We start from the raw sequence: 24070 nt of genomic DNA on the forward strand, positions 1-24070 counted from the left end.
GTTTTTATATTGTAGGGATTGTTCCTCCGTCAATGATATATTCTGTTCCGGTTAAATAAGCTGCTCTTGGTGAAACCAAAAAGCTCACGAGTTCGGCTACTTCTTCTGGTTTAGCCGGGCGGCCAAATGGGATTCCACCTAGCGCATCCATCAAGCTTTGTAATGCTTCATCAAATGAGCTGTTGTTGCTTTCGGCTAATCTTTTTACCATTCGGTCTGCGGATGTAGTTTGAATAAAACCCGGCGAAACCGTTAAAACCCTAACGCCTTTTGGCGATACTTCATTGGACAGGCCTTTACTATAATTTTTTAATCCTGCTTTGGCAGCTGCGTAAGGTAATGTAGATTCGAACAGGGGCATTGTAGCCTGTATGGATGAGATGTGCACAATAACTCCCGCCTTTTTTGCTAACATGTAAGGCAAGAGGCCCTTATCAAGCCTTACGGGTGCCAATAGGTTACTCTGAAGTGTTTGTGTCCAGTGTTCTTCGGTTAAGGCATCAAAACCACCGCCAGGCGTTTCGGAGCCACCAATATTGTTAACCAGAATGTCGACTCCGCCAAAAAGGCTTTTAATGTGATCTATTACTTTTGTTGTGCCACCTGGAGTACTGAGGTCGGCAGCAATAAATGTAAAATCGTTATCCAGATCTGTCGGTTCGTTTCTGGCGGTAACCATAATCTTTGCTCCGGCTTGTGCCAGTCTTTCGGCGATGGCTTTTCCCGCACCTTTTGTTCCGCCGGTTACCAGGGCTACTTTGCCCGATAACTCCTTATTAAAATTGAAATTTTCCATTACACAAAAATCGGCTAAATAGTCTTCCCAAACCATTACGGAAAAGCGATTCAGATAGGGATAAATTTATCACTATAAGCAGTTTGGTTACGATGGATTATATTTGTGCATGTATAAAAGAAAAATTCCGGTTTCTTTAAATTGTGGCCTCGATCTGATAGCAGAGGTATTATATGGTAAATGGAAAATGCGGTTATTGTATTTTATTAACCAGGGTCATAAACGGCCGAGTGAGCTACAGCGGAAGATTCCGGATGCCTCGCGAAGGGTATTGGGGATGCAGTTAAATGAGCTGGAGCAGGATGGACTGGTGTCTAAAATCATTTTTCAGCAAATGCCGCCCAAAGTGGAGTATAGTATCACTCCTTTTGGTGAAACCTTAATTCCTATTGTTGCTGCCCTGGGCGAATGGGGCGACAAACATGAGGAACAATTAAGGGATGCCGTTTCGAAACGCATTGAAAATATCTAGATTACTTTTTGTTTAATAAGGCCCAGAGCCCCAAAATTGGCCCGATTGCTAAAATCATATAAAGATATTGCACATTGAGCTGTTTTGATAACAGGTTAACCACCTGGATGCTGATGATGGTGATGGCAAAACCGATACAGTTGACTAATGTTAATGAGGTGCCCCGCAGGTTTTCGGGCGCGTGTTTGGCAATTAAAGAAGAAAACAATGGCGAATCGGCCGTGCCTGCTAAACCCCAGCAAAATAAAAAGATAAGAAAAGGATAAGCTGAACCGTTAAACAAGAAAATGGGAGAGAGCAGGCAGCACAGTCCTGAAATGGCCAATGCCAGAGTGGCAATCCGTTTTGCGCCAAACTTTTGTGATAATATACCACCAACCATGCAGGATAATCCGCCTGAGGCAATAACCAAAAATGAAAGCAGCGGAATATTTAAGGTTTGACCGGGATGTTTGCTGTTATAAAGCAGCAACATACCAGGCAGAAATGCCCAAAAGGTATACAGTTCCCACATGTGGCCAAAATAACCAAAGGCGGCCGATCTGAACCCCGGGTTTTTAAAACCGCTGAGGCAGGAACGGAGGTCGAATTTTTGTCCAACTGTTCTAAATGGTCCGTTAGGCACAAGCAATAAAATAGCAATTGCACCTGTTAGCGATAAAGCCGATGTAGCAAAAATGACATATTGCCAGGGGAAACTCGCTGTAAATGTTTTTAATAAATGCGGGAATGCAGTGCCGAACACTAAAGCCCCAACTAAAAAGCCCAATGATTTTCCCAAACCATCCTTAAAGTAATCTGATGCGATCTTCATTCCAACGGGATAAATCCCGGCCAGCATAAAACCTGTTAAAAAGCGAAACAGCAATAATAAGTTTACACTAGGTAATTCGAGGCACATGCCCAGATTAAACAAGGCTGCTGTAATTCCACAGATAAAGAACACTTTTGAGGGTGAAAAGATATCTGAAATGGCAAAAAAGGCAAATAGCAATGTCCCGCTGATAAAGCCGAACTGTACCATACTGGTGAGGTTGGCCAGAAGGTTATTTTCGGTAGGGAAGTTTTTAACGATATCGGGTAGTACAGCATTCCCGGCAAACCACAAAGAGGTGCAGAGAAATTGTGCAATAACGATTGTAGGGAGAATGTACTTAGTTATTTTAGTGCTGCTCATTTTAATTTTGTGCACAATTTTAACTAAAATAAACCTAGAAGTGGAAATCCTTTTTTGTTGCAATAATCTAACAGCGCAGCATGGCATCACAAAAAAGATTGAAACGGATAGCAGGGCTTTCGGAACCGATGAAACACAAAGCCTTGCTTTACAAAAGAATGAACCGCCTTAAGTCATCTAAGGACATGTTGGCTTTTTATAAGTAAGGGGGGCCAAAGGCGGAGGTTATGTTTTTTACAGCCAATTGTTTGTATACTTTGGTCTTTCTGTGCTAAAAACCTTCCACCTTAAGAAGCATCATCCTTAATATCAAATTGTGTTTCCACAACCTTGCCTCCAGAACGCAATTGGTTCGCCAGCATTTCTTCCTGTTCCCTGCGGTTTTTCACAATGTGGATGGCTGAGAATAAGGCTTCGGTAAATGAAGTAGAGTCAGCTAAATCTTTACCCGCAATATCGTAACCAGTTCCATGATCGGGAGAGGTACGTACGAAGTTTAAACCTGCCGTATAGTTTACACCATTGTGGAAGGCCAGTGTTTTAAAAGGAATTAAGCCCTGATCGTGGTACATGGCCAAAACTGCATCAAATTGTTTGTAGCTCCCATTGCCGAAAAAGCCATCGGCAGGGTATGGGCCAAAACAAACAATGCCTTTATCGTAGGCTTCCTGAATGGCAGGCGTAATAATTTCAGCTTCCTCAGTACCCAATAAGCCATTGTCGCTGGCGTGTGGATTTAAGCCCAGCACGGCAATTTTTGGTTTTTCGATCCAGAAGTCTTTTTTCAGGCTTTCGTTGATCAGCCTTAATTTACTGATGATTTTATCTTTTGTGATAGCCGCTGGAACATCTTTTACAGGGATGTGTCCGGTAACTACACCAACTCTTAAATTTTCACTGATGAGAAACATCAGCACATCTTTACTTCCACTTTTTTCCTGTAGGTATTCGGTATGGCCCGGAAAAGCAAAGGTCTCTGATTGAATATTGTGTTTGTTAATCGGAGCGGTAACTAAAGCATCAATATCACCGTTTACCAGATCGGCAGTGGCACGCTCTAGCGATAAAAGTGCATATTTCCCGCCCGTTGCAGTTACCTGCCCGAGTTCGATTTTTACATCTTCTTCCCAGCAATTAATCATGTTTGCCTTTTTTGGCTGCGCCTGATTGGCGTGATTGACCACATTAAAACTGAAATCGCCCAGGCTGTTTGCTTTTCGGTGAAAAGAGGATACCTTGGTATGACCGTAAACAATCGGCGTGCAATAATTTAAAATAGCAGGATTGGATAATGTTTTGATGATTACCTCTAAACCTATGCCGTTTACGTCGCCTATACTGATGCCAATTTTAAGTTTATCGCTCATAATTACTGGAAAATTTTAGCGCAAATTACTGATTTTCGTTTAAACCCTTTAAAAAAAATGAAACCGCAAAGCACACGAAGTGATTTGCAAAGAAATAATAAGCCTATCTTTGCTAACAATTTTAATTTAAAAGTCCCGATTCACCGGGATTAAGGGGTATGAGTTTAGTAAAAGCGAAAAAGCATTTAGGGCAACATTTTTTAACCGATAAAGGCATTGCCAACCGTATTGTTGAGGCTTTGGTGAATACTGAAAAATACAATCAGGTTTTAGAGGTAGGGCCAGGAATGGGAATCCTGTCTGATTTTTTGCTGCAGCGTAAAGATTTAGAAACTTATCTGATCGATATCGATACCGAATCTTTTCATTTTTTAAATGAAAAATATCCTCAACTGGGCGACCGGTTAATTAATGGCGATTTTTTAAAACTCGATTTTGATGCCATTTTTCCAGGTCAGTTTGCCATAATTGGGAATTTTCCATACAATATTTCTTCGCAGATCTTATTTAAGATTTTAGATAACCGGAATAAAGTGGTAGAAATGGTGGGCATGTTCCAGAAAGAGGTTGCACAACGCTGTGCGGCGCCGGCTGGCAATAAAGAATACGGTATTTTAAGTGTATTTCTTCAGGCTTATTATAAAATTGAATACCTGTTTACCGTTAAGCCAGGAACGTTTAATCCACCGCCAAAGGTGCATTCCGCCGTAATCCGTTTAACACGGAACGAGGTGGAGACTTTAGACTGTGACGAAAAATTATTCTGGCGTGTAGTAAAAGCGGGTTTCAATCAGCGGAGAAAAACTTTGCGTAATGCGGTTTCGGCAGTGATGCCAAAAGATAAAATGGACGATCATATTTATTTTGAGAAACGTGCAGAGCAGTTAACGGTGGCTGACTTTGTGGCCTTAACACAGCATGTGAGTAAGTTGATGGAAGCTTAGTCTGTACCATCTGGTGTAAGTAATTTTACGGATAGGGAAAGCAGGTTTAGGTTCTCTTCGGTTGCCATAACCCCGCTTTTCATTCCAGGTCCGCACTCGTACCTCGTTTACGGGCTTTACATTTCAATCGGGTTTAATTCACGCAAATACTGCAAGTAAGAAGATATGGCAATAGTAAAAAAAGCCAATTTTCAGTCCTTGTCAAGCCTGTGCAATCCCAAAATCTGTGCAACTATCGGCTCACATATTCTTGCAAATCCGTGATTATTTTCATTGAATTTCTCCTTTCCTTTGCGACATAATTTTAAACGTCATGGTGAATTACAGCGAAATTTTCAGCGAACAAGGAATGGATTATCAAACCTATCGTGCATTGGTTGATCAACTTCTTTTAGAAGGAAAGGCAACTGGTGATGTAAGTTACGATTTACACTACACCAAAATGAATGTGCAAAGGATGAGTCGCGTGGATAAGACGGTTAGCTTAAATGATGAGTTGACTTCAACCATTGATCAACTTAAAGGAAATTATAAGTTTTTAGTCATTACTGAAGGTTGGTGTGGCGATGCTGCACAAATTGTTCCGGTGTTCAATAAAATCGCAGCTGCATCATTGGGTAAAATAGATTTGAAATTTGTATTGCGTGATAAAAACCTGCCCTTAATTGATGCGCATTTGACGAATGGCGGAAGAGCAATTCCGGTTTTAATTGTGCTAAATGAGTCGGCAGATCAGGTTTTAGGCACCTGGGGACCGCGACCATAAATTTTGCAGGAGCTTTTAAAAGAGTGGCGAAAAGAAAGCACTGAAATGCCAATTCTGGCTGAGAAACTTCATGGCTGGTATGCTAAAGATAAAACACAAACTACACAGGCCGGATTAAATGAGCTTTTGAAGGGCTTAGAGCTATAATCTTTAGTTTTAATTAGGCAATAGTCGCTCTGATCCAATGGCTATCGGATTTATTTCAGGGTCTATTTTGCAGGCAAGATGCAGAACCAAGTTCTGCAGGACGATTCGTGAGCGAAAAAAAACCAGACCGTAGTTTTAATCAACAGAAACAGTCAATCCCTCTTGCTGTAAAATTTTGCGGTATACTTCCATTTCGGTAAATGAACCTTCTAAAACCGGGCACTTTCCATCATTGTGCACTTTCCATGCAATTTTTTCGGCTTGCGATTCGTTATAATCCAGATATTTCATCATGCAGTAAATCACATGATCAAAAGTATTGATATCATCATTCCACAAAATAAGGCGATGTACAGTTTTTAAGGAAGTTAAAATTTCTTCGAGCGTAAAGGTCTCTTCTTTGGTTTCTGTAGACATGGTGCAAAAATAAACAATAATTTAGAAGATTTGAGATATTAGATTTGAGATATTAGATTTTAGGATATTACATTGAATCTCGCGTCTCAAATCACACATCTCATATCTTTTTAAATTAACTAACTTTGTTTAACCAAAATATAAATAAAGCATGCACCAGTCTAGAATTGCAGGAATAGGTTACTACGTTCCGAAAAATATATATACAAACGATGATTTGAGCCGGTTTATGGATACCAACGATGCATGGATCCAGGAACGGACCGGTATTAAAGAGCGCCGTTTTGCAGATCGCAATGAGGAAACTACCACAACCATGGGAATTGAAGCAGCAAGGATTGCAATCGAAAGAGCAGGAATTACAGCTAAGGATGTCGATTTCATCGTTTTTGCTACCCTGAGTCCCGATTACTACTTTCCGGGTTGCGGTGTGCTGTTGCAACGCGAAATGGGCATGGGCGAAATCGGTGCTTTAGATATCCGTAACCAATGTTCAGGATTTGTGTACGCCCTTTCTGTTGCCGACCAGTTTGTGAAAACAGGTATGTATAAGAATGTTTTGGTGGTAGGAAGCGAGAAACATTCGTTTGCCATGGATTTTGAAACACGCAGCCGCAATGTTTCGGTGATTTTTGGTGATGGTGCAGGTGCTGTGGTGCTTCAGCCAACAGACGAGCCTGGAAAAGGAATTTTAAGTACACATTTACACAGCGATGGGGCTGATGCAGAAATTCTGGCCATGTATTATCCGGGTTCTCATGCCAATAAATGGTTAAAAGATAAACCCGCTTATCCAGAGCAGGAATTGGGTGGATTATTTATGACGCAGGAGATTTTGGAAAGTGGGGCTGCTTTACCTTATATGGATGGGCCATCGGTTTTCAAAAAAGCTGTGGTTAAATTTCCGGAAGTAATTAAAGAGGCTTTGGCTGCTAATAATTTAACCGAAAAAGATATTGATTTATTGGTGCCACATCAGGCAAATTTACGGATCAGCCAATATGTGCAGCAATTATTGGGTTTGAATGATGATCAGGTTTTTAATAACATTCAAAAATATGGCAATACTACAGCTGCATCTGTTCCAATTGCTTTGTGCGAAGCCTGGGAAGCGGGAAAAATTAAAGATGGTGATTTAGTTTGCCTGGCTGCATTTGGGTCGGGTTTTACCTGGGCAAGTGCATTGATTAGATGGTAGCGTTTGGCGTTTTTCAAAAATGCCAGGCATATTAAGATAAAGAAAAGCCTTTGAAACATATTCAAAGGCTTTTCTTTTGGTGTCTACATAAGTGTAGTGGAACGGCCTATTGTGTTTTTGGTCTGATAAAATCGCCAAGATAACTGCATTCGCCTGCTGCAACGGCATAAAAAGGTGTTTTACCATAGCTAAACCTTAATTCTTTAAGATAAGGATTATTGTAATTCGCCTTAATAAAGTTTCTCCATTTTACATCTTTTTTATCATAATAATAAAATGAAAGTGGGTTTGCATTCATGATGATCTGTTTTTGCAAACATTTGGCCAGCATAAAGGTGCATTTAGCCTTAAAATCGGCATTGGCACTTAAAGCCCTCGCTTTTAAATACCAGGCTTTTGCCGTCTGGGCTTTTTTATAATCGCCATCGTACACATATTTTGCCGGGTTGCCATTGTCGTATGATGACCAATCGTAACTGATCAGGAACCAGCTGTTGCCAAAATAACCCGTTTGATAAACAGCATTGGCCATTTTATAGTAGTAAAGCGCTGCATTTTTTTTATCGCTAACCAGCAATTTCTGCAAGCGGAGCATTTCTGCTGCAAAAGCTTTTTTGCTTACAGATGCTTTGGCAGTTACATATTTTTTTGGATAATCGTTTATCGTTTCGATAAAAGGATTGGCATACAATTTTGAATTCGATTCAGAGCTGTACCAGTTTTCCGGACTAAAGTATTGATAGCTTGATGAAACTTTTGCAAACATCTGAACGGCCTTATCGTATTGGTGCGTACGTAAATAAGTAGTACCATACAATTCATAAAAATCGTCATTTTTAAGTTGATTTAAGGCCGTGGCCAATAATGCGGTAACATCATTGCCAGTTGCTTTGGTTTTATAAACGGCTAAGCCCTGCATACTTTTCGGACTTAAGTTTTTCTGCCAGAATGCTATACTCTGGTAACTCATATTCTGAAAAAGTGAATTTTCTTTCAAAGTTTTGTATTCCATGTCGCCTTTCACCATCGCGAGTGCAGCCTTAGCGGTATCGCCCATACTTAAATAGGCTGGGGCCAATATCTGTTGGTAAAAGTTTCTGGTGGTTCTGCTAAAGCGTTTTTCAGCACGATCGGTATCATAATCGTATTGTCCTTTCGGTTGCGTGCTGTTTTCTGCAAAACGTTTTTCATCCAGCCATTTTAAAGTCGGTAGCAAATCGTTCTCATTAAAAGCATTGCCTTTTTTAATGTTCTTCGCCTTGATTAACAAATCGGTAATGCGGTATTGATCGCGTAACCTTTCAGGTAATTTGTCCGGTTTTAGGATGGCCAGATAATTTGATGCCAGAAAATCTTTGTTTTCCATCCATGATAAATATGCCGCGGTTAAAGTGCCTAATTCGGGCTGTGGGTATTTCTTTTCGGTGGCCAGTTTTACCGCAAAATTTCGGATTTCAGTCAGGCGTTTTAAGTTAGCGGTTTTTAAACTGTCTTTATATTTAGGATTACCGTTATCCGAAAAGTAATAATTATAACCAATTTTGGCAATGTCGTTTGCTTCGATCAGATCCTGCTCCAGTTTATTCACTTCGCGGACCAATAATGTGCCGTTTAACTGGCTTTTGGGTTCGTACTGGTAAACTTTGTTCAGGCTTTCTATGCCCGAATCGGCATCACCAAATCCGTTTATGGCCCAGATATTGGCTTTTTCGTTATTGCTTTTGGCATATTTTAATGCACCGTTAACGGGAGTACTGTTATAATAATAATTTTTATAGGCTTGCACCCTTCGCTCAGGATTACTGGCAAAAACCTTTGAGAATAAAAAGGCTGATTCATCCGGATTTCCCAACCTGCGGATAGACCCGGCATAGAGCGCCAATGCCCAACCCTTAGCAGCGCTGTTTACCTTGCTTGTTTTAATGTATTTCTCGTAAGTTGATTTGCTTTCGGCATGGTCACCTGCGAAATGGAACATCCGTTCCGCCTGATAAGCATAACGCAGTTTAAGAAATTCGTCTTTTTCTGCCTCCGTTAATTTCAAGGCTTCTTTGGCTTTTGATCCCATGGCAGTGGTGTCGCGCGGTTTCGGATCCCATAGGCTGAAATCAACATTGGCCAGGGGTTCGCAGCTTTTCGCAAATTGATAATACTTTAAGGGTTCTTTGCGTTTGCTTAGTGCCTGGATAAAACTGTTCTGTTGTAAGCTATCGGGTAATTGTGAAACATTGCCATTAAAGCTGACCAATTTTACATCAGTGGCGCTGTCGGTTTTGTACATCACTTTTAGCACATCTTCTTTTTTCACATTGAGGTATTTGGCCCACTCCCTGCTATTGATATCGGGTTCACTTTCGATATCGGTTTCGCTGTTGAGGTAAACCATCTGGTTATAGGCAAATGGCGAATATTCATCGCCCTCAACATTGTTGTGGAAATAAGTAATGTAATAATCGTAGGGATCTATCTCCCCTCCGCAGGCAAGATTTACAGCGATTTCGCCGAAAAAAGTAATGAGGAATACACTAAAAATCAGCGATAACTTTTTGAAGATGTTCATTGGTAAAATGTTTTAACAGGTCGGTGTCTAAATGGTAAAAAACGAGGTTCCGGTCTCTGGGGCTTAAATATCGGGATAAAAACTTAGAGGTAGCATGTAAATCTTCTGAAGAAATCTGTTCCCATCTGATCACATCTCCGCGTTTCAATCCCGCCTCAGGATAATCGGCCTGTAGATCGTAAAGGATAGAATTTCCCCTTTGTTTAAAAAGTTTTTTATCATCGATTTGCATTTGGCCGATCCGCTTGGAAATACCAGCATACTGCTCATTCCTGAATACCACCGCCCATTCAAAAATAGGTAGGGCAATATCAAGTGGCAAGGGATAGTGTTCGAGAAAATCTTTGAGGTAAAGATCCATTTCATGCTGATCCAATATGGAATTTTGTTCACCATATTTACGCAGGTTGCCCATGTTGTAACACATTAAAATCGCCTTTTCTACTGGGGGAACCCCACTCGATACCAGGTTTTTAACCTGATGCAAGCGGAGGGTTACGGAAATTGTTTTGCCCTTTAAAAGTAGATTGGCACTTAATTGCTCTAAAAATTTGAAATATCTGTTTCTTGTGCCTTTGGTCCAGTCGCAGTCGATCTGAAGTTCATGATAGTTTTGTTTTCCGGCCTGTTTAACCTTTGCTGCTACAAATTTGACAATCCTATCGGCCATCACTTTTGTCTGCATGGTGTCGATCTGATTAAAAACGTTATTCACAATAAATACAACAGGTATAATATCGGTTGCTTTTGGAATGGGGTCTGAAAATTTAATGGGCGAAACCGGTACTGGTAACTGCAGATCGGGATTAAAATCCACATCCATAATACGCACATATAAAGATTTAGCTTTAAACTGATCAAGGTAAGTGCTTTCTGCCTTCTTATTATGATAATCTGTTTTCCAGTAATAAAAAGTAGGGTGCACAATTGATTTTTGCTTACATCCAAAGAAGAGAAATACAGAAATCACTAAAATACTTATCTTGCGCATATCAATTTTATTGAAGCAAAAGTAGTATAAAATGCGGGCAGTTTTACAAAGAGTTACACAGGCAAGTTGCACAGTTGATGACCAGATCACAGGTGTTATTGAAACGGGATTTTTAGTGTTATTGGGAATTGAAGATGCCGATACTGTAGAAGATTTAGAATGGCTGGCACAAAAAATTATTGGTATGCGTGTTTTTGGCGACGAAAATGGAATGATGAATAAGGCACTTGCCGATGTTGATGGAGATATCCTCCTGATCAGTCAGTTTACCTTATTCGCTTCCACAAAAAAGGGAAACCGGCCGGGTTTTACGCGTGCAGCCAGGCCAGATGTAGCCGTTCCACTCTATGAAAAAATGATCGAAAAGCTATCAGGTTTATTGGGTAAACAAGTTAAAACCGGAATTTTTGGAGCAGATATGAAAATAGCTTTATTGAATGATGGTCCGGTAACGGTTATGATTGATACCAAAAATAAGGAATAGTTAAAAACTGAGACTGACTAATGTAACTAAGAAAACGATAAATCATCAAAAGGACTATTCACCTATTTCAAAACCTTTTATACTTAAACTAATATGAAGGATAAAAATCCAAATCGTTTAACGGAATATAGTTGTCTGGTGTTTTTTCTGATCTTAAAATTGGTTTTGTCTTTTGTATTGGTTAATTCCGTTTATGAACTCCACCGCGATGAATTCCTGCACTTAGATCAAGCCAACCACCTGGCCGCAGGTTTTACCTCTGTGCCACCTTTAACCTCGCTGTTTTCATGGCTGATTAAAGCTTTTGGAAATGGTGTTTTTATGGTAAAGCTTGTTCCTGCATTAATGGGAGCCATTACCATACTATATTGCTGGAAGATTGTCGATTTTTTAAAAGGTAATTTATTGGCCAAATGTTTGGTTGCCGTTGCCTGTCTGTGTTCTTCTCTGCTGAGGTTAAATACGCTTTACCAGCCCAATTCCTTCGATGTTTTAGCCTGGACTGCCATATTCTATTATCTCTTAAAATATTTTGATAAAACTGAGGCCAGATATCTTTACGCCTTTGCCATTTTTGTAGCCCTAGGTTTTTTAAATAAATACAACATCCTTTTTCTGATTATTGGGCTATTACCAGCCATTATCATCACTTCAAAACGAAAAATATTTGCCGATAAACATCTCTACCTGGCCATTTTACTCGCACTTTTAATCATTTCACCCAATATCATCTGGCAGATCAATCATCACTTTCCGGTGCTCACCCACATGAAACTTTTGCAGGCAACACAATTGGTGTATGTAAACCGGATTGATTTTTTTATCGGTCAATTCCTTTTTTTTATAAGTTCGGTTTTTGTCCTTTTTGCCGGGATAGGAAGCTTGATTTTTTATAAAGGTTTCCGGAAGTATAGCTGGGTTATCCTTACCTACATCATTACCCTAATCATATTTAGTTATTTTAAAGCAAAAGACTATTATGCCTTAGGTTTATATCCCGTTTTACTCGCATTTGGTGCGGTTTATTTAAGCGGGGTCTTAGCAAAGAAGCGTATATTAACAGGCTTGCTGTTTGTTTTTAATATTGGCTCGTTTATTTATCTGTTACCGCTTTTGATGCCGGTTTATAGTCCTACAGAAATTGTGGCCCATCATAAAAGGTTCGAGCGTGTAGGTGCACTGCGTTGGGAAGATGGTAAAAACCACCCATTGCCACAAGATTATGCCGATATGCAGGGCTGGAAAGAATTGGCTGCACTTGTTGATATCGCCTATGGAAAGGTTAAAGATAAATCAACACTTCTGGTGCGTGCGGATAATTATGGACAAGCTGGTGCGATTAACTATTATTCGAAATATAAAAATATAAATGCTGTGTCGTACAATGCAGATTACCTGTATTGGTTTAAAATGGATAAACCGATCAAAGATTTAATTATGATCACCGAATGGAACGACAGGGATCCCCAGCGTAAAAGAGAGCAGCCATTTTTTACCAGGATTACTAAAATTGGTGAAATCAAGACACCTTATGCAAGGGAAAAGGGGGCAGGAGTGTTTTTACTCGAAAATGCCAATATTGAAGTGAGCAGTATCATAAAATCAGAAATAGAAGAAGAAAAAAATGACCATTAACGAAGCACAGGAAACAGTAGACCGCTGGATTAAAACAACGGGTATCCGGTATTTTAATGAATTAACCAACACCGCTATTTTGATGGAAGAAGTTGGAGAGGTTGCCCGGATTATGGCCCGTAAATACGGCGAACAATCATTTAAAAAGAGTGATGAAGCGGTAAACCTCGCAGATGAAATGGCCGATGTGATGTTCGTGTTAATCTGTCTGGCCAATCAAACCGGCATAAACCTCACCGAAGCCTTAGAAAAGAACCTGGAGAAAAAAAGTATCCGCGATGCAGACCGGCACAAGAATAATGAGAAGTTAAACCCCTAAATTTCTTAAAGGGGACTTTATCCTTCTTTAGGTTCTATTAGATCTAATTTTTCTAAGTCTTAGATTTCTTTTATGGTTGGGGGTACAAATTCCATCAAGGTTCTATACGCCACAAAGCGGTTCTTGTATCTTTCATTTAACTCTGCTTGGAGGGCGGGAGCAAATGTTTCCTGATAATTATTGTAGTTATCCAATGTTTCGGCAACATACTGGGCGCAATAGGTTACACCTTCGTTTGGAGAATCTATAACCTTTAACAGGCGATTAGAAACAAACATTTCTGTAGCCATAACTTTTGGAATATGAACATCTTGCATCCATTGTAACCACTCTTCGGCAGCCGCATCATCAAGTATAAGAGTAACATTATATAAAAACATAGGACAAAGGTAAATAATATATACTCGTTAAAAAATTGATGACAAGGGATTTTATTCTTTGTAGTAGTTTCAATCATTTAAATTTGTCAATCCCATTGCTTTTAGCGTGATACGAACTAATCTCTCTCAAAAAATTGATTACTCCACGCGCAATTACATTTACACAGGTTACTTCCGTAATTTTCGGGGGTATTTTGGGGCCTGGTTATTGGTTGGGATTTAATGCAAAAGAAAAGAACAATTCGCTCCGGTGAAAGATGTTTTTCCTCTTTGCCAACCGATAGGCAACATGGCGTCAGAATTTTAATTTTGGCGGGCATCTGTTCTGTTTTTTTGTTAACCTTAACGGTACTAGTGTTGGATACCTAATATCATCTAAATCCTAAATGATTACCATTAGCACTTCATCTACCACTCAAGAATTGGAAGGCATTCTCGCACTTCAAAAGTTAAATCTAAAGAAAGATTTAACAGCTCAGCAAATAAAAGAGCAGGGCTTTGTCACCGTTTCACATTCACTTGATGATCTGGAGAAAATGCAGCGCTATGAGCCTAATATCATTGCAAAAGATGGCGAACGAATTGCGGCTTATGTACTTGGCATGACTGAACAATCAAAAAATGATATCCCGAGGCTGGTCGAAATGTACGAAAGCTTTGATCATATTTTCTATCAGGAAAAGCCTGTTTCAGCTTACCATTATATTGTTGTTGGGCAGGTTTGCGTAGGGGAGAATTATCGCGGTAAAGGTTTATTCGATCAATGTTATCAGGCCTACAGAGATTATTTTAAACCTAAGTACGATTTTGCGATTACTGAAATTGCAAGTACCAACTTACGATCGATGAATGCACATAAGCGGATTGGCTTTGAAGTAATTTCTACCTACACCGATACCAGCGGGGTAGAATGGAATGTTGTAGTTTGGGATTGGGAACAGTAGATAATTTGGCGTTGCGCGTTTGGTGGCAATTAACCAATTTCAACAAGTAACCGATTAACCATCACTAATCGAATCAAGAAACCAGCTAAACCCCATCTCCGCGTAAATTCCTAAACCTTTTCCTGGCTTCGGCGCTAAACATACTTCCTGGATAATCGGTAATCAGTTTCTGGAAATAAATTTTAGCCTGGGCAATATCATTAAGTTTCTTTTCATAGAGATCCCCAAGGGTAAAGAGCGCATCATCGGTCCATATTCCATCTTTAAAATCGTCAGTTACTTTTTTAAGGATATCAGCCGCTTTTTGAAAGTCGTTTGCTTTAATAAAAATCCTGGCTTTACTCATCATAATGGCATCCGTTAAACTGTTCTGTGGAAAAGCAATGGCAATACTGTCCATTTTTTTAACGGCACGTTCAGGCAGGTTTCTAAACAATAACATCTCTGCATCAGCATACATTTTTAACGCATTGCTATCTGCAGGTGTTTGGATATTATCGTTGATCAATAAACTCAGATTTAAGGCATCATTTGCAATGAGTTGTGAGGTAGCAGCCTTTAACACCAAACATTGTCCGCTGCTATATTCGAAATTACCCTGGTAAAAGGAAAGTTTAGCACTTCTAAAGCGTGCCTCGTTGCCCACTGGCTGACCTTCAAACTGCTTGCTTACCTGTTCGTACACCAAAAAGGCTTCCCACGGCTGATTGGTTAGGATATAAATATCGCCTAAATCCAGTTTCAGCTGACCAAGCTCCTGATCGTTAATGCCCGGCATTTTTATGGCCTCTTCCAATTCTTTTTCTGCTTTACCAGGCTGATTTAAATAATATGCCTGGAGGTTTGCCAGTTTTTTAATGGCGAAAAGCGTATTTCTATTTTTGCCATTTTCATCCAATAGTACCTGATAATCTTTTGCCAGCAGATCAAGATCTGCTACAGTATATTTCCCGTTTGTCCGCAGGTTATACTTGGTGTTCAGCATTTCGATTTTGGATGGCAGATAGTACTGGTTATCCTTTCCTTTCGTTAACAGATAATCATAAGCTTTAATGGCCGTTTCGTAGGCGCCATTGTCGACAAAAGTATAAATGGCATTAAATAAAGTTGCCCCATCTGCCTTTGTGCGTTTATCAAAGGCAATTAATTGGCGCAGGGCCATATCAAATTCCTGTTGCTGGATGTAGTTCCAGGTAAGCAATTGAATATAAATTTCTGCATCAGGTTCTTTCTGTATTTTTTTTAAAATGGCCGCCTGGAAAGTCTGATAATCATTTTTATCTTCAAAAGTAGAAGCCAGTACGGCTTCTGCCTGAGGTAAGAGCTGTGGCATAGTACCCATGGCATCGAGGTACTCTTGCATAAGCATGGGTTTATCCTTTTTAAAACGGTAGATGTTCAATAGTTCAAAAGCAAATAACTGATCATTGCCCAGCAGTTTCCTTCCCTGTTTAAACGTTTGCACAGCAAAGTCATAATTTTCAAAACGGTAAAAGCTATTGGCTAAATTCCTGATCTTAAATTCATCTTTCGGAAGTTTGCCTATCACCTCGGTAAAAATTTTATTTGCCGCTTGTACATCGCCCTTTTCCTGATAAAGTTTGCCTAATGCGATGGGGTAAAGATCACTTTGCGGACTTTTCCTGATTTCCTTTTTAACCAATTTTTCGGCCACGTCATAGCGTTTCAATTTTACGAGTGTATTGAAATAGATATCGAAATAAGCCTCGTTATTGGGTATGGCATAGAGTTTTTCGAGCAGAACAACGGCCTTTTCATAATCACCGTCCTGATAATATTGAATGGCTAAAGTACTTTCATCGGGTGCAACCTGTTGATTGGGGCGGAAAATCTGTGCATTGGCCCCAGATGTTAACAGTAAGAATATGATGAAAAGCAAGCGGTTCATAACCCTAAATTATAAGTTTTAAATGTAACATTTTAATACATCTTTAGCTAAAGCGCCAATTGATATTAAACGTATTTTAAATGTTACCTGTATTTTATTTTGTAGGTATTTTATAAATACTAAATTGAACCACGACTTATTATTATTTGTATAAGTAACATTGTTGGTGTAAATCGCGGTAAAGTTGTTATGATACTTATTTTTGTCATCCCGTAAAGGATTTATTTATGCTAAAAAGGATTTTTCTATTGTTAATGGTTGCATTGATGTGGGCTTGTAAAGGCTCCGACAATGGTACTATTCCTGTAGACGATTTTTTTAAAACTCAGGATAAAGCCTATTACCGGATTTCACCTGACGGGAAAAGCCTGTCGTATTTAAAACTTCAGGATAAAAAGCTCGATCTTTTTGTTGAAGACCTGGCTACGGGAAACAGCGTTCAGCTTACCCATTTAAATGGAAAAAACATTAGCTTTCAGTTCTGGACGAGCAATAACGAATTGATTTATTCCACCGAAGATGGATCTAAAGAACGCAGGTCTGATATTTTCGTGATCAATAAAGATGGAAGCAAGCAGGTGCAGTTGAGCGCCAATGAAAAAAACCGGTTGAAGGTAATAGAAGATCAGCTGATTGATGATAAATACATTATTGTAGCTTCAAACAAACGTGATTCAACCGTTTTTGATGTATACCGCTTAAATATACGGGATGGTAAAATGGAGATTGCCGCAAAAAATCCAGGTAATATTACCAAATGGATGACTGATAGCAAAGGCGTACTTAAAATTGCCGTTGCCAGTGATGGGGTGAATGAAACCTTAATGTACCGCGAAAAGGAAGATGAGGTTTTTGCTCCGGTAATGACCAATAATTTTGAGACTACTTTTCAGCCGATTACATTTTCTGAAGATCAGCCCAATGTATTGTATGCGATATCTAGTATTAACCGGGATAAAAATGCATTGGTGGCCATTGATCTAAAAAGCGGGAAAGAAAAACAGGTTCTTTTTGCAAACGATACCTTAAATGTAGTAGATGCAACCTATTCGCGTTTTCGGAAAAAAATGCTTTTTGCAACCTGCGAAACATGGAAAAGAGAAAAATATTATCTTGATGACAGTACAAAAGTGGCTTATTCAAGAATAGATAAACTGTTACCCGGTACCGAATGGGTTATTCTGGATAAGGATAAAACAGATAAGGTGTTTGTAATACGGACTTTTACCGATAAAGATCCGGGTTCTTACTATCTGTACACAGCGAGTGAAAACAGGCTTAAAAAACTGACGGATGTGAATCCTTCCATTAAACCGGAGGATATGGATGCCATGAAGCCGATCTGTTTCAAAAGCCGCGATGGTTTAACCATTAATGGTTATTTAACCCTGCCTAAAAATAAAAAGGCAGTTAACTTACCTGTGGTAGTGCTGCCGCATAATGGACCTAAATCGAGAAACAGTTGGGGATATAATGCAGAGGTACAGTTTTTGGCTAACCGTGGCTATGCTGTTTTGCAGGTAAATTACCGCGGCTCTACTGGCTACGGGAAATCATTTTATGCTGCGGGCTTTAAACAATGGAGTGATAAAATACAGGAAGATGTGAATGATGGTGTGAAATGGCTGATTAAAGAAAAAATTGCCAACCCTAAAAAGATTGCCATTTATGGGAATGGTTTTGGCGGTTATATCGCATTAAATTGTTTGTATAAAAATCCTGATCTTTATAAATGTGGCGGATCAAATTCGGGTGTCATCAACCTCTTTAGTTACCTGAAAACCTTTCCGCCATTTTTAAAGGCCAAATTGCAGATGTATTACGAAATTGTAGGCAATCCGATAACAGAAACTGATTATATGCGTTTCGCGTCACCGGTGTTCCATGCCGACCGCTTTAAGGCACCTATTTTTATTGCTCAAAATCCGAAAGATCCGAGCGTGAATGTGGCAGAAGGCGTACAGTTTATCAAAGAACTTAAAAAACGGAATGTTGAGGTTACTTATATCGAAAAGGAGGAAGGTCCGGATCCGATGGTGCGCCAGCAGAGCAGAACAGCCTTGTACAAAGCCTTAGAAGAGTTTTTAAAGGAAAATCTAGGTAAAAAATAGATATGGCCTTAGATAAGAAAAGCAGTTACCGTAAAAACTTCTCCCTTGGTGTAACCTTCATTGTACTCATTTCTATCCTTTTTATCCTTTCACTTTTTTTGGCGTTTAACTATAGTAAAAAATCGATTGAAAATGATTTTGTATCAGAAAAGGTAAATGTGCTCGAGCAAAGTATAAAGCCCTACAACGACTTTTTTCAGAACAAAATGCCTGAGATTTCATACTATAATGGTTTTTTGGACTCTTCTACCGCATCGAAGTTCGTAGATACCGTAATGTTAAAATATCCCTTTATTGCTAAAGTTACCTTTTACGATACAGAGGTGAAAAACGTGCCGGTTAAAGATGGGATCAATGCAAACCACCTGGGCATTGGCCCCAAATCTATTTATCAGTTTGGTAAGGGGATAAAACCCGATTCGGTAAAACTATATTCGGAGGATGATACCCGGTCGTTTAATGTTGGAAGCGATTTTAATGCAATTGCAATTAAACTGGCTACATTTGTTGAAGATCTGGATACGGCATCCGTACCTACACAAGAAGAACTGTTTACCAATTTTTCGATTGTTAACTCCAACGAGAATAAAATCACCTACCTCAATATCCCCCGTCGCGAAGATTTAAGGAATTATAAGGATATGATCCGGCGCAAGCTTAATCCTGCCCCGGTTTATCAGCAGGATGTAATGGTTTTTAAATTGGATGCACATAAAATAAAGGTGGTAAATACGAGGCCTTTATTATATCAAAGCATCCGGATTGAACCGCTTACTTACGATCCGATAGATACTTCGGATGAAAACATCACCACAGAAATAGCCTTACCCGGTGCATTTTCGGATTTTAAATTTTACTTTCTTTCATCTAAGTCTTACATCAAGAAAGAAATTTTTATTTATTTCATGCCAATTGCCTTGGTCCTGTTATTGGTATATGGGGTGCTTTTGTTGGTCGCGTTTTTAATTTACCGTAACCTGAACATCAACAGTAAAATGTTTAAGTTACAGTACGACTTCGTAAATAACCTTACGCATGAGTTCAAGACCCCAGTTAGCGTAATTAAAATTGCAGGTAACAATATCAAGAGTGCTACGGCTTTAAGCCAGCGGGAGCAGCAGCTTTATGGTAAAATATTGGATGAGGAGGCCGATAAACTGAATGGTTTAATGAATAAACTACTGGCCTTTACCCAGATCGAAAATAAGGCAATCAAACTCAATCAGGAAGAAGTGAATATTGTAGATTTTATAGAAAGCACTATCGAATCACACACGTTAAAACATCCCGATTTCAAGATGACCTATGAGGTGTTGGGCTTTAAGACCTTTATTACCGATCCAGTGCTACTGGGGAGTTTATTCGATAATCTGGCTGAGAATGCTTACAAATATTCGAAACCTGATCAGAAAAAATTACACATTAGTGCAAAGCTGATTAAAGGGGTCCTGGTTTTCCGTTTCACCGATAAAGGCATAGGTATCGCATCGTCAGAATTAAACAATATATTTAAGAAGTTTTTCCGAATTCAGAATGAATACAATCAAATGGGAAGTGTGGGCTTGGGTTTGGCATTCTGCAAAGAACTGGTTAACTTTATGGATGGAGAAATCTCTGTAAAAAGTAAAGTAGGTAGCGGGACTGAATTTAAGATTGTGCTGCCTTATAATAGTTAAGTTGAAAGGTTGGAAGGTCGAAGGTTATAAAGTTGAGTTAACCTTCAAACGTTTTAACATGGAAACAATAAATAGAAATTGGTTGTAAGTTTGAACTAGCCTTCAAGCATTACAATATAAAACACACATAAATGTCTAAAGAAGTAAAAATATTAATCGTAGAAGATGATGAAAATCTTCGCTTTCTTGTCGCTCACCGTTTAAAGGGAGAGGGGTATACTGTGCTTGAAGCAAATGATGGAGAAGCTGGCGAAAGAATGATTTTGGCCGATCAGCCTGATATTGTTTTATTGGATTGGATGATGCCTGGTAAACAAGGTGCTGAAGTTTGCGAGAATGTACGCAAGCAAGGTTTCGAAAATCTAATCATCATGATGACTGCTAAGGCACAGGATGTAGATAAAATCGACGCTTATAACTTTGGGGCATCAGATTATATCACTAAGCCATTTAATATGGATGTTTTAGTGGCCATGTTAGAAAGTAAGGTGAAATTCATTGTAAACAAAGATACCGCCGAAATCCACCGTTTTGGGAATATGGAACACCATCCAAACATTCATACTTTGTTTAGGGATGGTAAGAAAATTGAATTAACGATACTGGAAAACCGTATCCTGCTTTATTTCTTGCGCAATCCGGGTAAGGTAATCAACCGTGATGAGTTAATGCTGGTGGTTTGGGGTTACAACTCTGATGTAAATACCAGAACACTGGATATGCACATCGTGCGCTTACGCAAGAAGATTGAATTGAATCCAGATAACCCGCAACTTCTACAGACTGTTAGGGGGGTAGGATACCGTTTTAACGCGGGATAAGTAAAATTAAATTATTATTTGCCGTCAGATGTCAATATCTGACGGTTATATTATACATGTCAGATGGTAACATCAGACACCACTATGCCCTCTTTAGGGTGAAAATCGTGATCTCCGGTAAAACACCAACCCTGCCAGGATAACCTAAAAAGCCATAACCAACATTAACGTAAAGCTGTTGTTTTTGCTCCTGATACAGGCCTGCCCATTCTTTGTAAATGTATTGTATCGGGCTCCATTGAAATTCTTTTAAACGGACGCCAAATTGCATGCCATGGGTGTGACCGCTAAACATGGCATCTATTTGAGGATACTTTTGCAGAACCTCCCCACGCCAATGTGAAGGATCGTGACTTAATAAAAGTTTAACAGGTAAATCATCTGTATTTTGAACCGCCAGTTCCATTTTCCCATATTTAGGGAAACGGCCCATACCCCAGTTCTCGATACCCAGGATTCCGATTTCTTCACCATCCACTTTTAACCTGCGGTTTTCGTTCATCAATAAATCGTAACCCATCACTTTATGAACATCAACCATATCTTTCAGGTTTTTTACCTTGGCCGGAGATGATTCCTTGCCGAAATAGTAATCGCCATAATCGTGGTTTCCCAATGATGAATATACACCTAATGGTGCTTTTACCTTCGAAAATATATCCTGATAATCTCTTACCTCATTGGTGAGGTTATTTACTAAGTCGCCTGTAAAAAAGATGAAATCTGGTTTCTCGCCCAAGAGCATTTCTACACCACCCTTTACAGCAGTTTTATTATAAAAACTTCCGGAGTGGATATCAGAAATCTGCCCCATGGTAATGCCGTCAAATGCCTTTGGTAGGTTGGGAAGTATTAAATTTACCCGTCGTACCTGATAATCATAAGCTCCCGAAATAATGCCCCAACTTAACGAAGTTAATGGAACGGCTGCGGCCACCAAACCTGCCTTAACCAAAAATTCGGATCTGGAAATAGGTTCAGTGGTTGTAGTAGCGACTTCAGAAACAACTCTTTTTTTTGTGCTTCTAAAAATCTTGATAAACAATCTGCGTATATCGTCTAATACCAAAAAAGGTAACATGGCCAGTTTACAGGCTACCGTTAAGAAGAAAGCAACCAGAATAATAGCCCTTAATGTGAGAAAAAGATTGAGGTAAATAGCACTGAAAACACCGATAATCAATAATGTACTATAAACCCAATAAGTAACGCTGAATATTTTTTTTGTTAGGGGTTTCCATTTTTTAAAAACATTGATAATCGCTATAAAAAAATAGATATCGAATGCAGTTAGAAAAATGCACGCGGTAATGATAAAAGGTAATCTTCCCATTATAAGCAGGATGGTTGGTAAGTAAAAAGCTTTGATAAGTTCTGTCTTTCAGAGCAGAATTTTACCAAAGCTAATAAAATTGTAGGATTTAATGGTTATCTGAAATCGTCTTCATCCTCTTCTTCGTCAAATTCGGCATTAAATAAACTGCCAAACATATCCGAAAAGCCGAAGCCGCCATTTAAATAATTTTTGCTCAATTGCGAGTATTCTGCCAGGCCATGCAATACAAACTCCATTAAAAGCAAAGTTTGATTTTCGCTTAATTTTGGATGGAATTTTTTAACCAGATCGTATAGGTTTGGTACCAGCATTAATGCTTTTTTATACTGTACATTGGTTAAAGCATCGGTAACATCAACGTTATTACCTTCGGTAAACCATTCGGTTACTTCGGTGTAAGGGTTGGCCGTTTTGCTCTTCTTTGCTTTTTCTGGGTCAGGGAAGTAACGCGCAAACAAGGTTTTAACTGCTTTACCGATCAAGGTGGTGGCTACATGTGCCGGACCCTCCAGTTCGCCTTCGTAAACCAATTCTATTTTACCCGTGATGGCAGGAATAATTCCCGCGAGATCAGATAAGCGAACAAAAGTATTTTTCTCTCCTGCAATCAACATCCTTCTTTCGGCAGTGCTGATTAAATTTTCGTAGGCTGAAATGGTTAACCTAGCTGAAACACCCGATTTTTGATCAATATATTCGCTTTTACGGGCCTCAAAGGCAACCTGTTCTACTAAATCTTTCACCAAACCATCGGCCTCTATATTGGCTTTTTGATCTGCGGTCAGTTTAGCTTCCTGAAAAGTAATTTTGCGCGAAATCTCGACGCTCTTAGGATAATGGGTTAAAATCTGACTTTCAATCCTATCTTTCAGTGGGGTTACTATGCTTCCACGATTGGTATAATCTTCAGGATTTGCTGTAAATACAAACTGGATATCCAGCGGTAAACGCAATTTGAAACCACGGATCTGGATATCTTTTTCCTGCAACATGTTAAATAATGCTACCTGTATCCGCGCCTGTAAATCCGGAAGTTCGTTGATCACAAATATGCTACGGTGTGCACGTGGAATTAAGCCAAAGTGGATTACACGTTCATCATTGTAAGTTAATTTCAATGTTGCAGCTTTTATAGGATCAACATCACCGATTAAATCGGCAACAGTAACATCCGGGGTAGCCAGTTTTTCGGTATATCTTTCGCTGCGGTGCAACCAGGCAATTTCGGTATCATCACCTTTTATGGCAATTTCATTTTTGGCATACCACGAGATCGGATTCAAGGGGTCATCGAAAATCTCACTTCCTGCAACATATGGTACATATTCATCCAATAGGTTTACCATTAAACGGGCAATCCGTGTTTTCGCCTGTCCGCGTAAACCTAAAAGTAAAATATTATGACGGGACAAAATGGCCGTCTGCAATTCAGGAATAACCGTTTCATCGTAACCGATAATGCCTTCGAATTCGGTTTTTTTATCGCGGAGTACCTTAATCAAATTTTCTCTGAGCTCTTCTTTTACAGATCTTGATTTATATCCTGTGGTTTTTAATTCGCCTAATGTGGTGTTTTGCATCTCTTTAAAATGGGTTATAGTTGAATCTGAGGTACGGCAG

Annotated in this window: 22 protein-coding genes; 12 read left to right on the forward strand and 10 right to left on the reverse strand. The window is 39.3% G+C overall.

Annotation, left to right across the window (positions count from 1 at the left end):
- Positions 1–4: 4 nt before the first annotated feature.
- Positions 5–796 (reverse strand): SDR family oxidoreductase, encoded by a 792-nt coding sequence (locus tag AC04Q1_RS10545; protein WP_478364371.1) that lies wholly within the window; start codon positions 794–796, stop codon positions 5–7.
- A gap of 109 nt (positions 797–905) precedes the next feature.
- On the opposite strand from AC04Q1_RS10545, the gene AC04Q1_RS10550 reads away from it, so the two are divergent.
- Positions 906–1268: a winged helix-turn-helix transcriptional regulator gene (locus tag AC04Q1_RS10550; protein ID WP_478364373.1), complete on the forward strand. Its 363-nt coding sequence runs from the start codon at positions 906–908 to the stop codon at positions 1266–1268.
- Position 1269: 1 nt separating this feature from the next.
- Here the strand turns inward: AC04Q1_RS10550 and AC04Q1_RS10555 are convergent, their stop codons facing one another.
- A complete protein-coding gene (locus AC04Q1_RS10555; RefSeq protein WP_478364375.1) occupies positions 1270–2445 on the reverse strand; it encodes an MFS transporter in 1176 nt (391 codons plus the stop codon).
- A gap of 287 nt (positions 2446–2732) precedes the next feature.
- Positions 2733–3812 (reverse strand): 4-hydroxythreonine-4-phosphate dehydrogenase PdxA, encoded by a 1080-nt coding sequence (gene pdxA / locus AC04Q1_RS10560; RefSeq protein WP_478364377.1) that lies wholly within the window; start codon positions 3810–3812, stop codon positions 2733–2735.
- Positions 3813–3970: 158 nt separating this feature from the next.
- Here pdxA and rsmA point away from each other — a divergent pair, with 158 nt between their 5' ends.
- From rsmA to AC04Q1_RS10575, 3 genes are all read left to right on the forward strand, one after another.
- Complete coding sequence (rsmA, locus tag AC04Q1_RS10565) at positions 3971–4756, forward strand: 16S rRNA (adenine(1518)-N(6)/adenine(1519)-N(6))-dimethyltransferase RsmA (protein WP_478364379.1); 786 nt, start codon at positions 3971–3973, stop codon at positions 4754–4756.
- Positions 4757–5069: 313 nt separating this feature from the next.
- Complete coding sequence (locus AC04Q1_RS10570) at positions 5070–5522, forward strand: thioredoxin family protein (RefSeq protein WP_478364381.1); 453 nt, start codon at positions 5070–5072, stop codon at positions 5520–5522.
- Between the two features lie 3 nt (positions 5523–5525).
- A complete protein-coding gene (locus AC04Q1_RS10575; RefSeq protein WP_478364383.1) occupies positions 5526–5669 on the forward strand; it encodes a hypothetical protein in 144 nt (47 codons plus the stop codon).
- Between the two features lie 135 nt (positions 5670–5804).
- Here the strand turns inward: AC04Q1_RS10575 and AC04Q1_RS10580 are convergent, their stop codons facing one another.
- The gene (locus AC04Q1_RS10580; protein ID WP_029274160.1) at positions 5805–6086 is read right to left on the reverse strand and encodes an ATP-dependent Clp protease adaptor ClpS; all 282 of its coding nucleotides are present in this window, start codon (positions 6084–6086) and stop codon (positions 5805–5807) included.
- A 151-nt stretch (positions 6087–6237) separates the two neighbouring features.
- On the opposite strand from AC04Q1_RS10580, the gene AC04Q1_RS10585 reads away from it, so the two are divergent.
- Positions 6238–7284 carry a 3-oxoacyl-ACP synthase III family protein gene (locus AC04Q1_RS10585; RefSeq protein ID WP_478364385.1) on the forward strand — a complete coding sequence of 349 codons (1047 nt, stop codon included), beginning with the start codon at positions 6238–6240 and terminating at the stop codon, positions 7282–7284.
- 106 nt (positions 7285–7390) lie between these two features.
- On the opposite strand, the gene AC04Q1_RS10590 is transcribed toward AC04Q1_RS10585, so the two are convergent.
- Together AC04Q1_RS10590 and AC04Q1_RS10595 are read right to left on the reverse strand one after the other, a co-directional pair.
- The gene (locus AC04Q1_RS10590; protein WP_478364387.1) at positions 7391–9844 is read right to left on the reverse strand and encodes a hypothetical protein; all 2454 of its coding nucleotides are present in this window, start codon (positions 9842–9844) and stop codon (positions 7391–7393) included.
- Entirely contained in the window at positions 9810–10835 is a 1026-nt protein-coding gene (locus AC04Q1_RS10595; protein ID WP_478364389.1) for a hypothetical protein, read from the reverse strand. Before AC04Q1_RS10595 ends, AC04Q1_RS10590 begins: the two co-directional genes overlap by 35 nt.
- A 31-nt stretch (positions 10836–10866) precedes the next feature.
- Between AC04Q1_RS10595 and dtd the strand changes: the two genes are divergently transcribed.
- From dtd to AC04Q1_RS10610, 3 genes are all read left to right on the forward strand, one after another.
- Positions 10867–11319, forward strand: a complete 453-nt coding sequence (dtd, locus tag AC04Q1_RS10600; protein WP_478364391.1) for a D-aminoacyl-tRNA deacylase — start codon at positions 10867–10869, stop codon at positions 11317–11319.
- A 93-nt stretch (positions 11320–11412) separates the two neighbouring features.
- The gene (locus AC04Q1_RS10605; RefSeq protein ID WP_478364393.1) at positions 11413–12954 is read left to right on the forward strand and encodes a glycosyltransferase family 39 protein; all 1542 of its coding nucleotides are present in this window, start codon (positions 11413–11415) and stop codon (positions 12952–12954) included.
- On the forward strand, positions 12944–13273 hold the full coding sequence (locus AC04Q1_RS10610) for a nucleotide pyrophosphohydrolase (protein WP_478364395.1): 330 nt from the start codon (positions 12944–12946) through the stop codon (positions 13271–13273). Before AC04Q1_RS10605 ends, AC04Q1_RS10610 begins: the two co-directional genes overlap by 11 nt.
- A gap of 59 nt (positions 13274–13332) precedes the next feature.
- Here the strand turns inward: AC04Q1_RS10610 and AC04Q1_RS10615 are convergent, their stop codons facing one another.
- Entirely contained in the window at positions 13333–13653 is a 321-nt protein-coding gene (locus AC04Q1_RS10615; protein ID WP_478364397.1) for a DUF4286 family protein, read from the reverse strand.
- A gap of 386 nt (positions 13654–14039) precedes the next feature.
- Here AC04Q1_RS10615 and AC04Q1_RS10620 point away from each other — a divergent pair, with 386 nt between their 5' ends.
- Positions 14040–14597 (forward strand): N-acetyltransferase family protein, encoded by a 558-nt coding sequence (locus AC04Q1_RS10620; protein ID WP_478364399.1) that lies wholly within the window; start codon positions 14040–14042, stop codon positions 14595–14597.
- An 85-nt stretch (positions 14598–14682) separates the two neighbouring features.
- On the opposite strand, the gene AC04Q1_RS10625 is transcribed toward AC04Q1_RS10620, so the two are convergent.
- Positions 14683–16506, reverse strand: a complete 1824-nt coding sequence (locus tag AC04Q1_RS10625) for a tetratricopeptide repeat protein (RefSeq protein ID WP_478364401.1) — start codon at positions 16504–16506, stop codon at positions 14683–14685.
- Positions 16507–16733: 227 nt separating this feature from the next.
- Here AC04Q1_RS10625 and AC04Q1_RS10630 point away from each other — a divergent pair, with 227 nt between their 5' ends.
- The 3 genes from AC04Q1_RS10630 (at position 16734) to AC04Q1_RS10640 (ending at position 21114) form a co-directional block, all read left to right on the forward strand.
- Entirely contained in the window at positions 16734–18617 is a 1884-nt protein-coding gene (locus tag AC04Q1_RS10630; protein ID WP_478364403.1) for a S9 family peptidase, read from the forward strand.
- Positions 18618–18619: 2 nt separating this feature from the next.
- Positions 18620–20293: a sensor histidine kinase gene (locus tag AC04Q1_RS10635; RefSeq protein WP_478364405.1), complete on the forward strand. Its 1674-nt coding sequence runs from the start codon at positions 18620–18622 to the stop codon at positions 20291–20293.
- A gap of 131 nt (positions 20294–20424) precedes the next feature.
- A complete protein-coding gene (locus tag AC04Q1_RS10640; protein ID WP_316846132.1) occupies positions 20425–21114 on the forward strand; it encodes a response regulator transcription factor in 690 nt (229 codons plus the stop codon).
- Positions 21115–21196: 82 nt separating this feature from the next.
- On the opposite strand, the gene AC04Q1_RS10645 is transcribed toward AC04Q1_RS10640, so the two are convergent.
- A complete protein-coding gene (locus tag AC04Q1_RS10645) occupies positions 21197–22447 on the reverse strand; it encodes a metallophosphoesterase (protein ID WP_478364407.1) in 1251 nt (416 codons plus the stop codon).
- 95 nt (positions 22448–22542) lie between these two features.
- The gene (locus AC04Q1_RS10650) at positions 22543–24030 is read right to left on the reverse strand and encodes a magnesium chelatase (RefSeq protein WP_478364409.1); all 1488 of its coding nucleotides are present in this window, start codon (positions 24028–24030) and stop codon (positions 22543–22545) included.
- Positions 24031–24070: the final 40 nt, after the last annotated feature.

Source organism: Pedobacter humicola (assembly GCF_056490705.1).

Coding starts and splice junctions, on each gene's coding strand:
- AC04Q1_RS10585 (WP_478364385.1), top strand. CDS start 6,238: ATGCACCAGTCTAGAATTGCAGGAATAGGTTACTACGTTCCGAAAAAT.
- AC04Q1_RS10630 (WP_478364403.1), top strand. CDS start 16,734: ATGCTAAAAAGGATTTTTCTATTGTTAATGGTTGCATTGATGTGGGCT.
- AC04Q1_RS10570 (WP_478364381.1), top strand. CDS start 5,070: ATGGTGAATTACAGCGAAATTTTCAGCGAACAAGGAATGGATTATCAA.
- dtd (WP_478364391.1), top strand. CDS start 10,867: ATGCGGGCAGTTTTACAAAGAGTTACACAGGCAAGTTGCACAGTTGAT.
- AC04Q1_RS10595 (WP_478364389.1), bottom strand. CDS start 10,835: ATGCGCAAGATAAGTATTTTAGTGATTTCTGTATTTCTCTTCTTTGGA.
- AC04Q1_RS10635 (WP_478364405.1), top strand. CDS start 18,620: ATGGCCTTAGATAAGAAAAGCAGTTACCGTAAAAACTTCTCCCTTGGT.
- AC04Q1_RS10615 (WP_478364397.1), bottom strand. CDS start 13,653: ATGTTTTTATATAATGTTACTCTTATACTTGATGATGCGGCTGCCGAA.
- pdxA (WP_478364377.1), bottom strand. CDS start 3,812: ATGAGCGATAAACTTAAAATTGGCATCAGTATAGGCGACGTAAACGGC.
- AC04Q1_RS10610 (WP_478364395.1), top strand. CDS start 12,944: ATGACCATTAACGAAGCACAGGAAACAGTAGACCGCTGGATTAAAACA.
- AC04Q1_RS10605 (WP_478364393.1), top strand. CDS start 11,413: ATGAAGGATAAAAATCCAAATCGTTTAACGGAATATAGTTGTCTGGTG.
- AC04Q1_RS10590 (WP_478364387.1), bottom strand. CDS start 9,844: ATGAACATCTTCAAAAAGTTATCGCTGATTTTTAGTGTATTCCTCATT.
- AC04Q1_RS10645 (WP_478364407.1), bottom strand. CDS start 22,447: ATGGGAAGATTACCTTTTATCATTACCGCGTGCATTTTTCTAACTGCA.
- AC04Q1_RS10555 (WP_478364375.1), bottom strand. CDS start 2,445: ATGAGCAGCACTAAAATAACTAAGTACATTCTCCCTACAATCGTTATT.
- AC04Q1_RS10650 (WP_478364409.1), bottom strand. CDS start 24,030: ATGCAAAACACCACATTAGGCGAATTAAAAACCACAGGATATAAATCA.
- rsmA (WP_478364379.1), top strand. CDS start 3,971: ATGAGTTTAGTAAAAGCGAAAAAGCATTTAGGGCAACATTTTTTAACC.
- AC04Q1_RS10620 (WP_478364399.1), top strand. CDS start 14,040: ATGATTACCATTAGCACTTCATCTACCACTCAAGAATTGGAAGGCATT.
- AC04Q1_RS10580 (WP_029274160.1), bottom strand. CDS start 6,086: ATGTCTACAGAAACCAAAGAAGAGACCTTTACGCTCGAAGAAATTTTA.
- AC04Q1_RS10640 (WP_316846132.1), top strand. CDS start 20,425: ATGTCTAAAGAAGTAAAAATATTAATCGTAGAAGATGATGAAAATCTT.
- AC04Q1_RS10545 (WP_478364371.1), bottom strand. CDS start 796: ATGGAAAATTTCAATTTTAATAAGGAGTTATCGGGCAAAGTAGCCCTG.
- AC04Q1_RS10550 (WP_478364373.1), top strand. CDS start 906: ATGTATAAAAGAAAAATTCCGGTTTCTTTAAATTGTGGCCTCGATCTG.
- AC04Q1_RS10625 (WP_478364401.1), bottom strand. CDS start 16,506: ATGAACCGCTTGCTTTTCATCATATTCTTACTGTTAACATCTGGGGCC.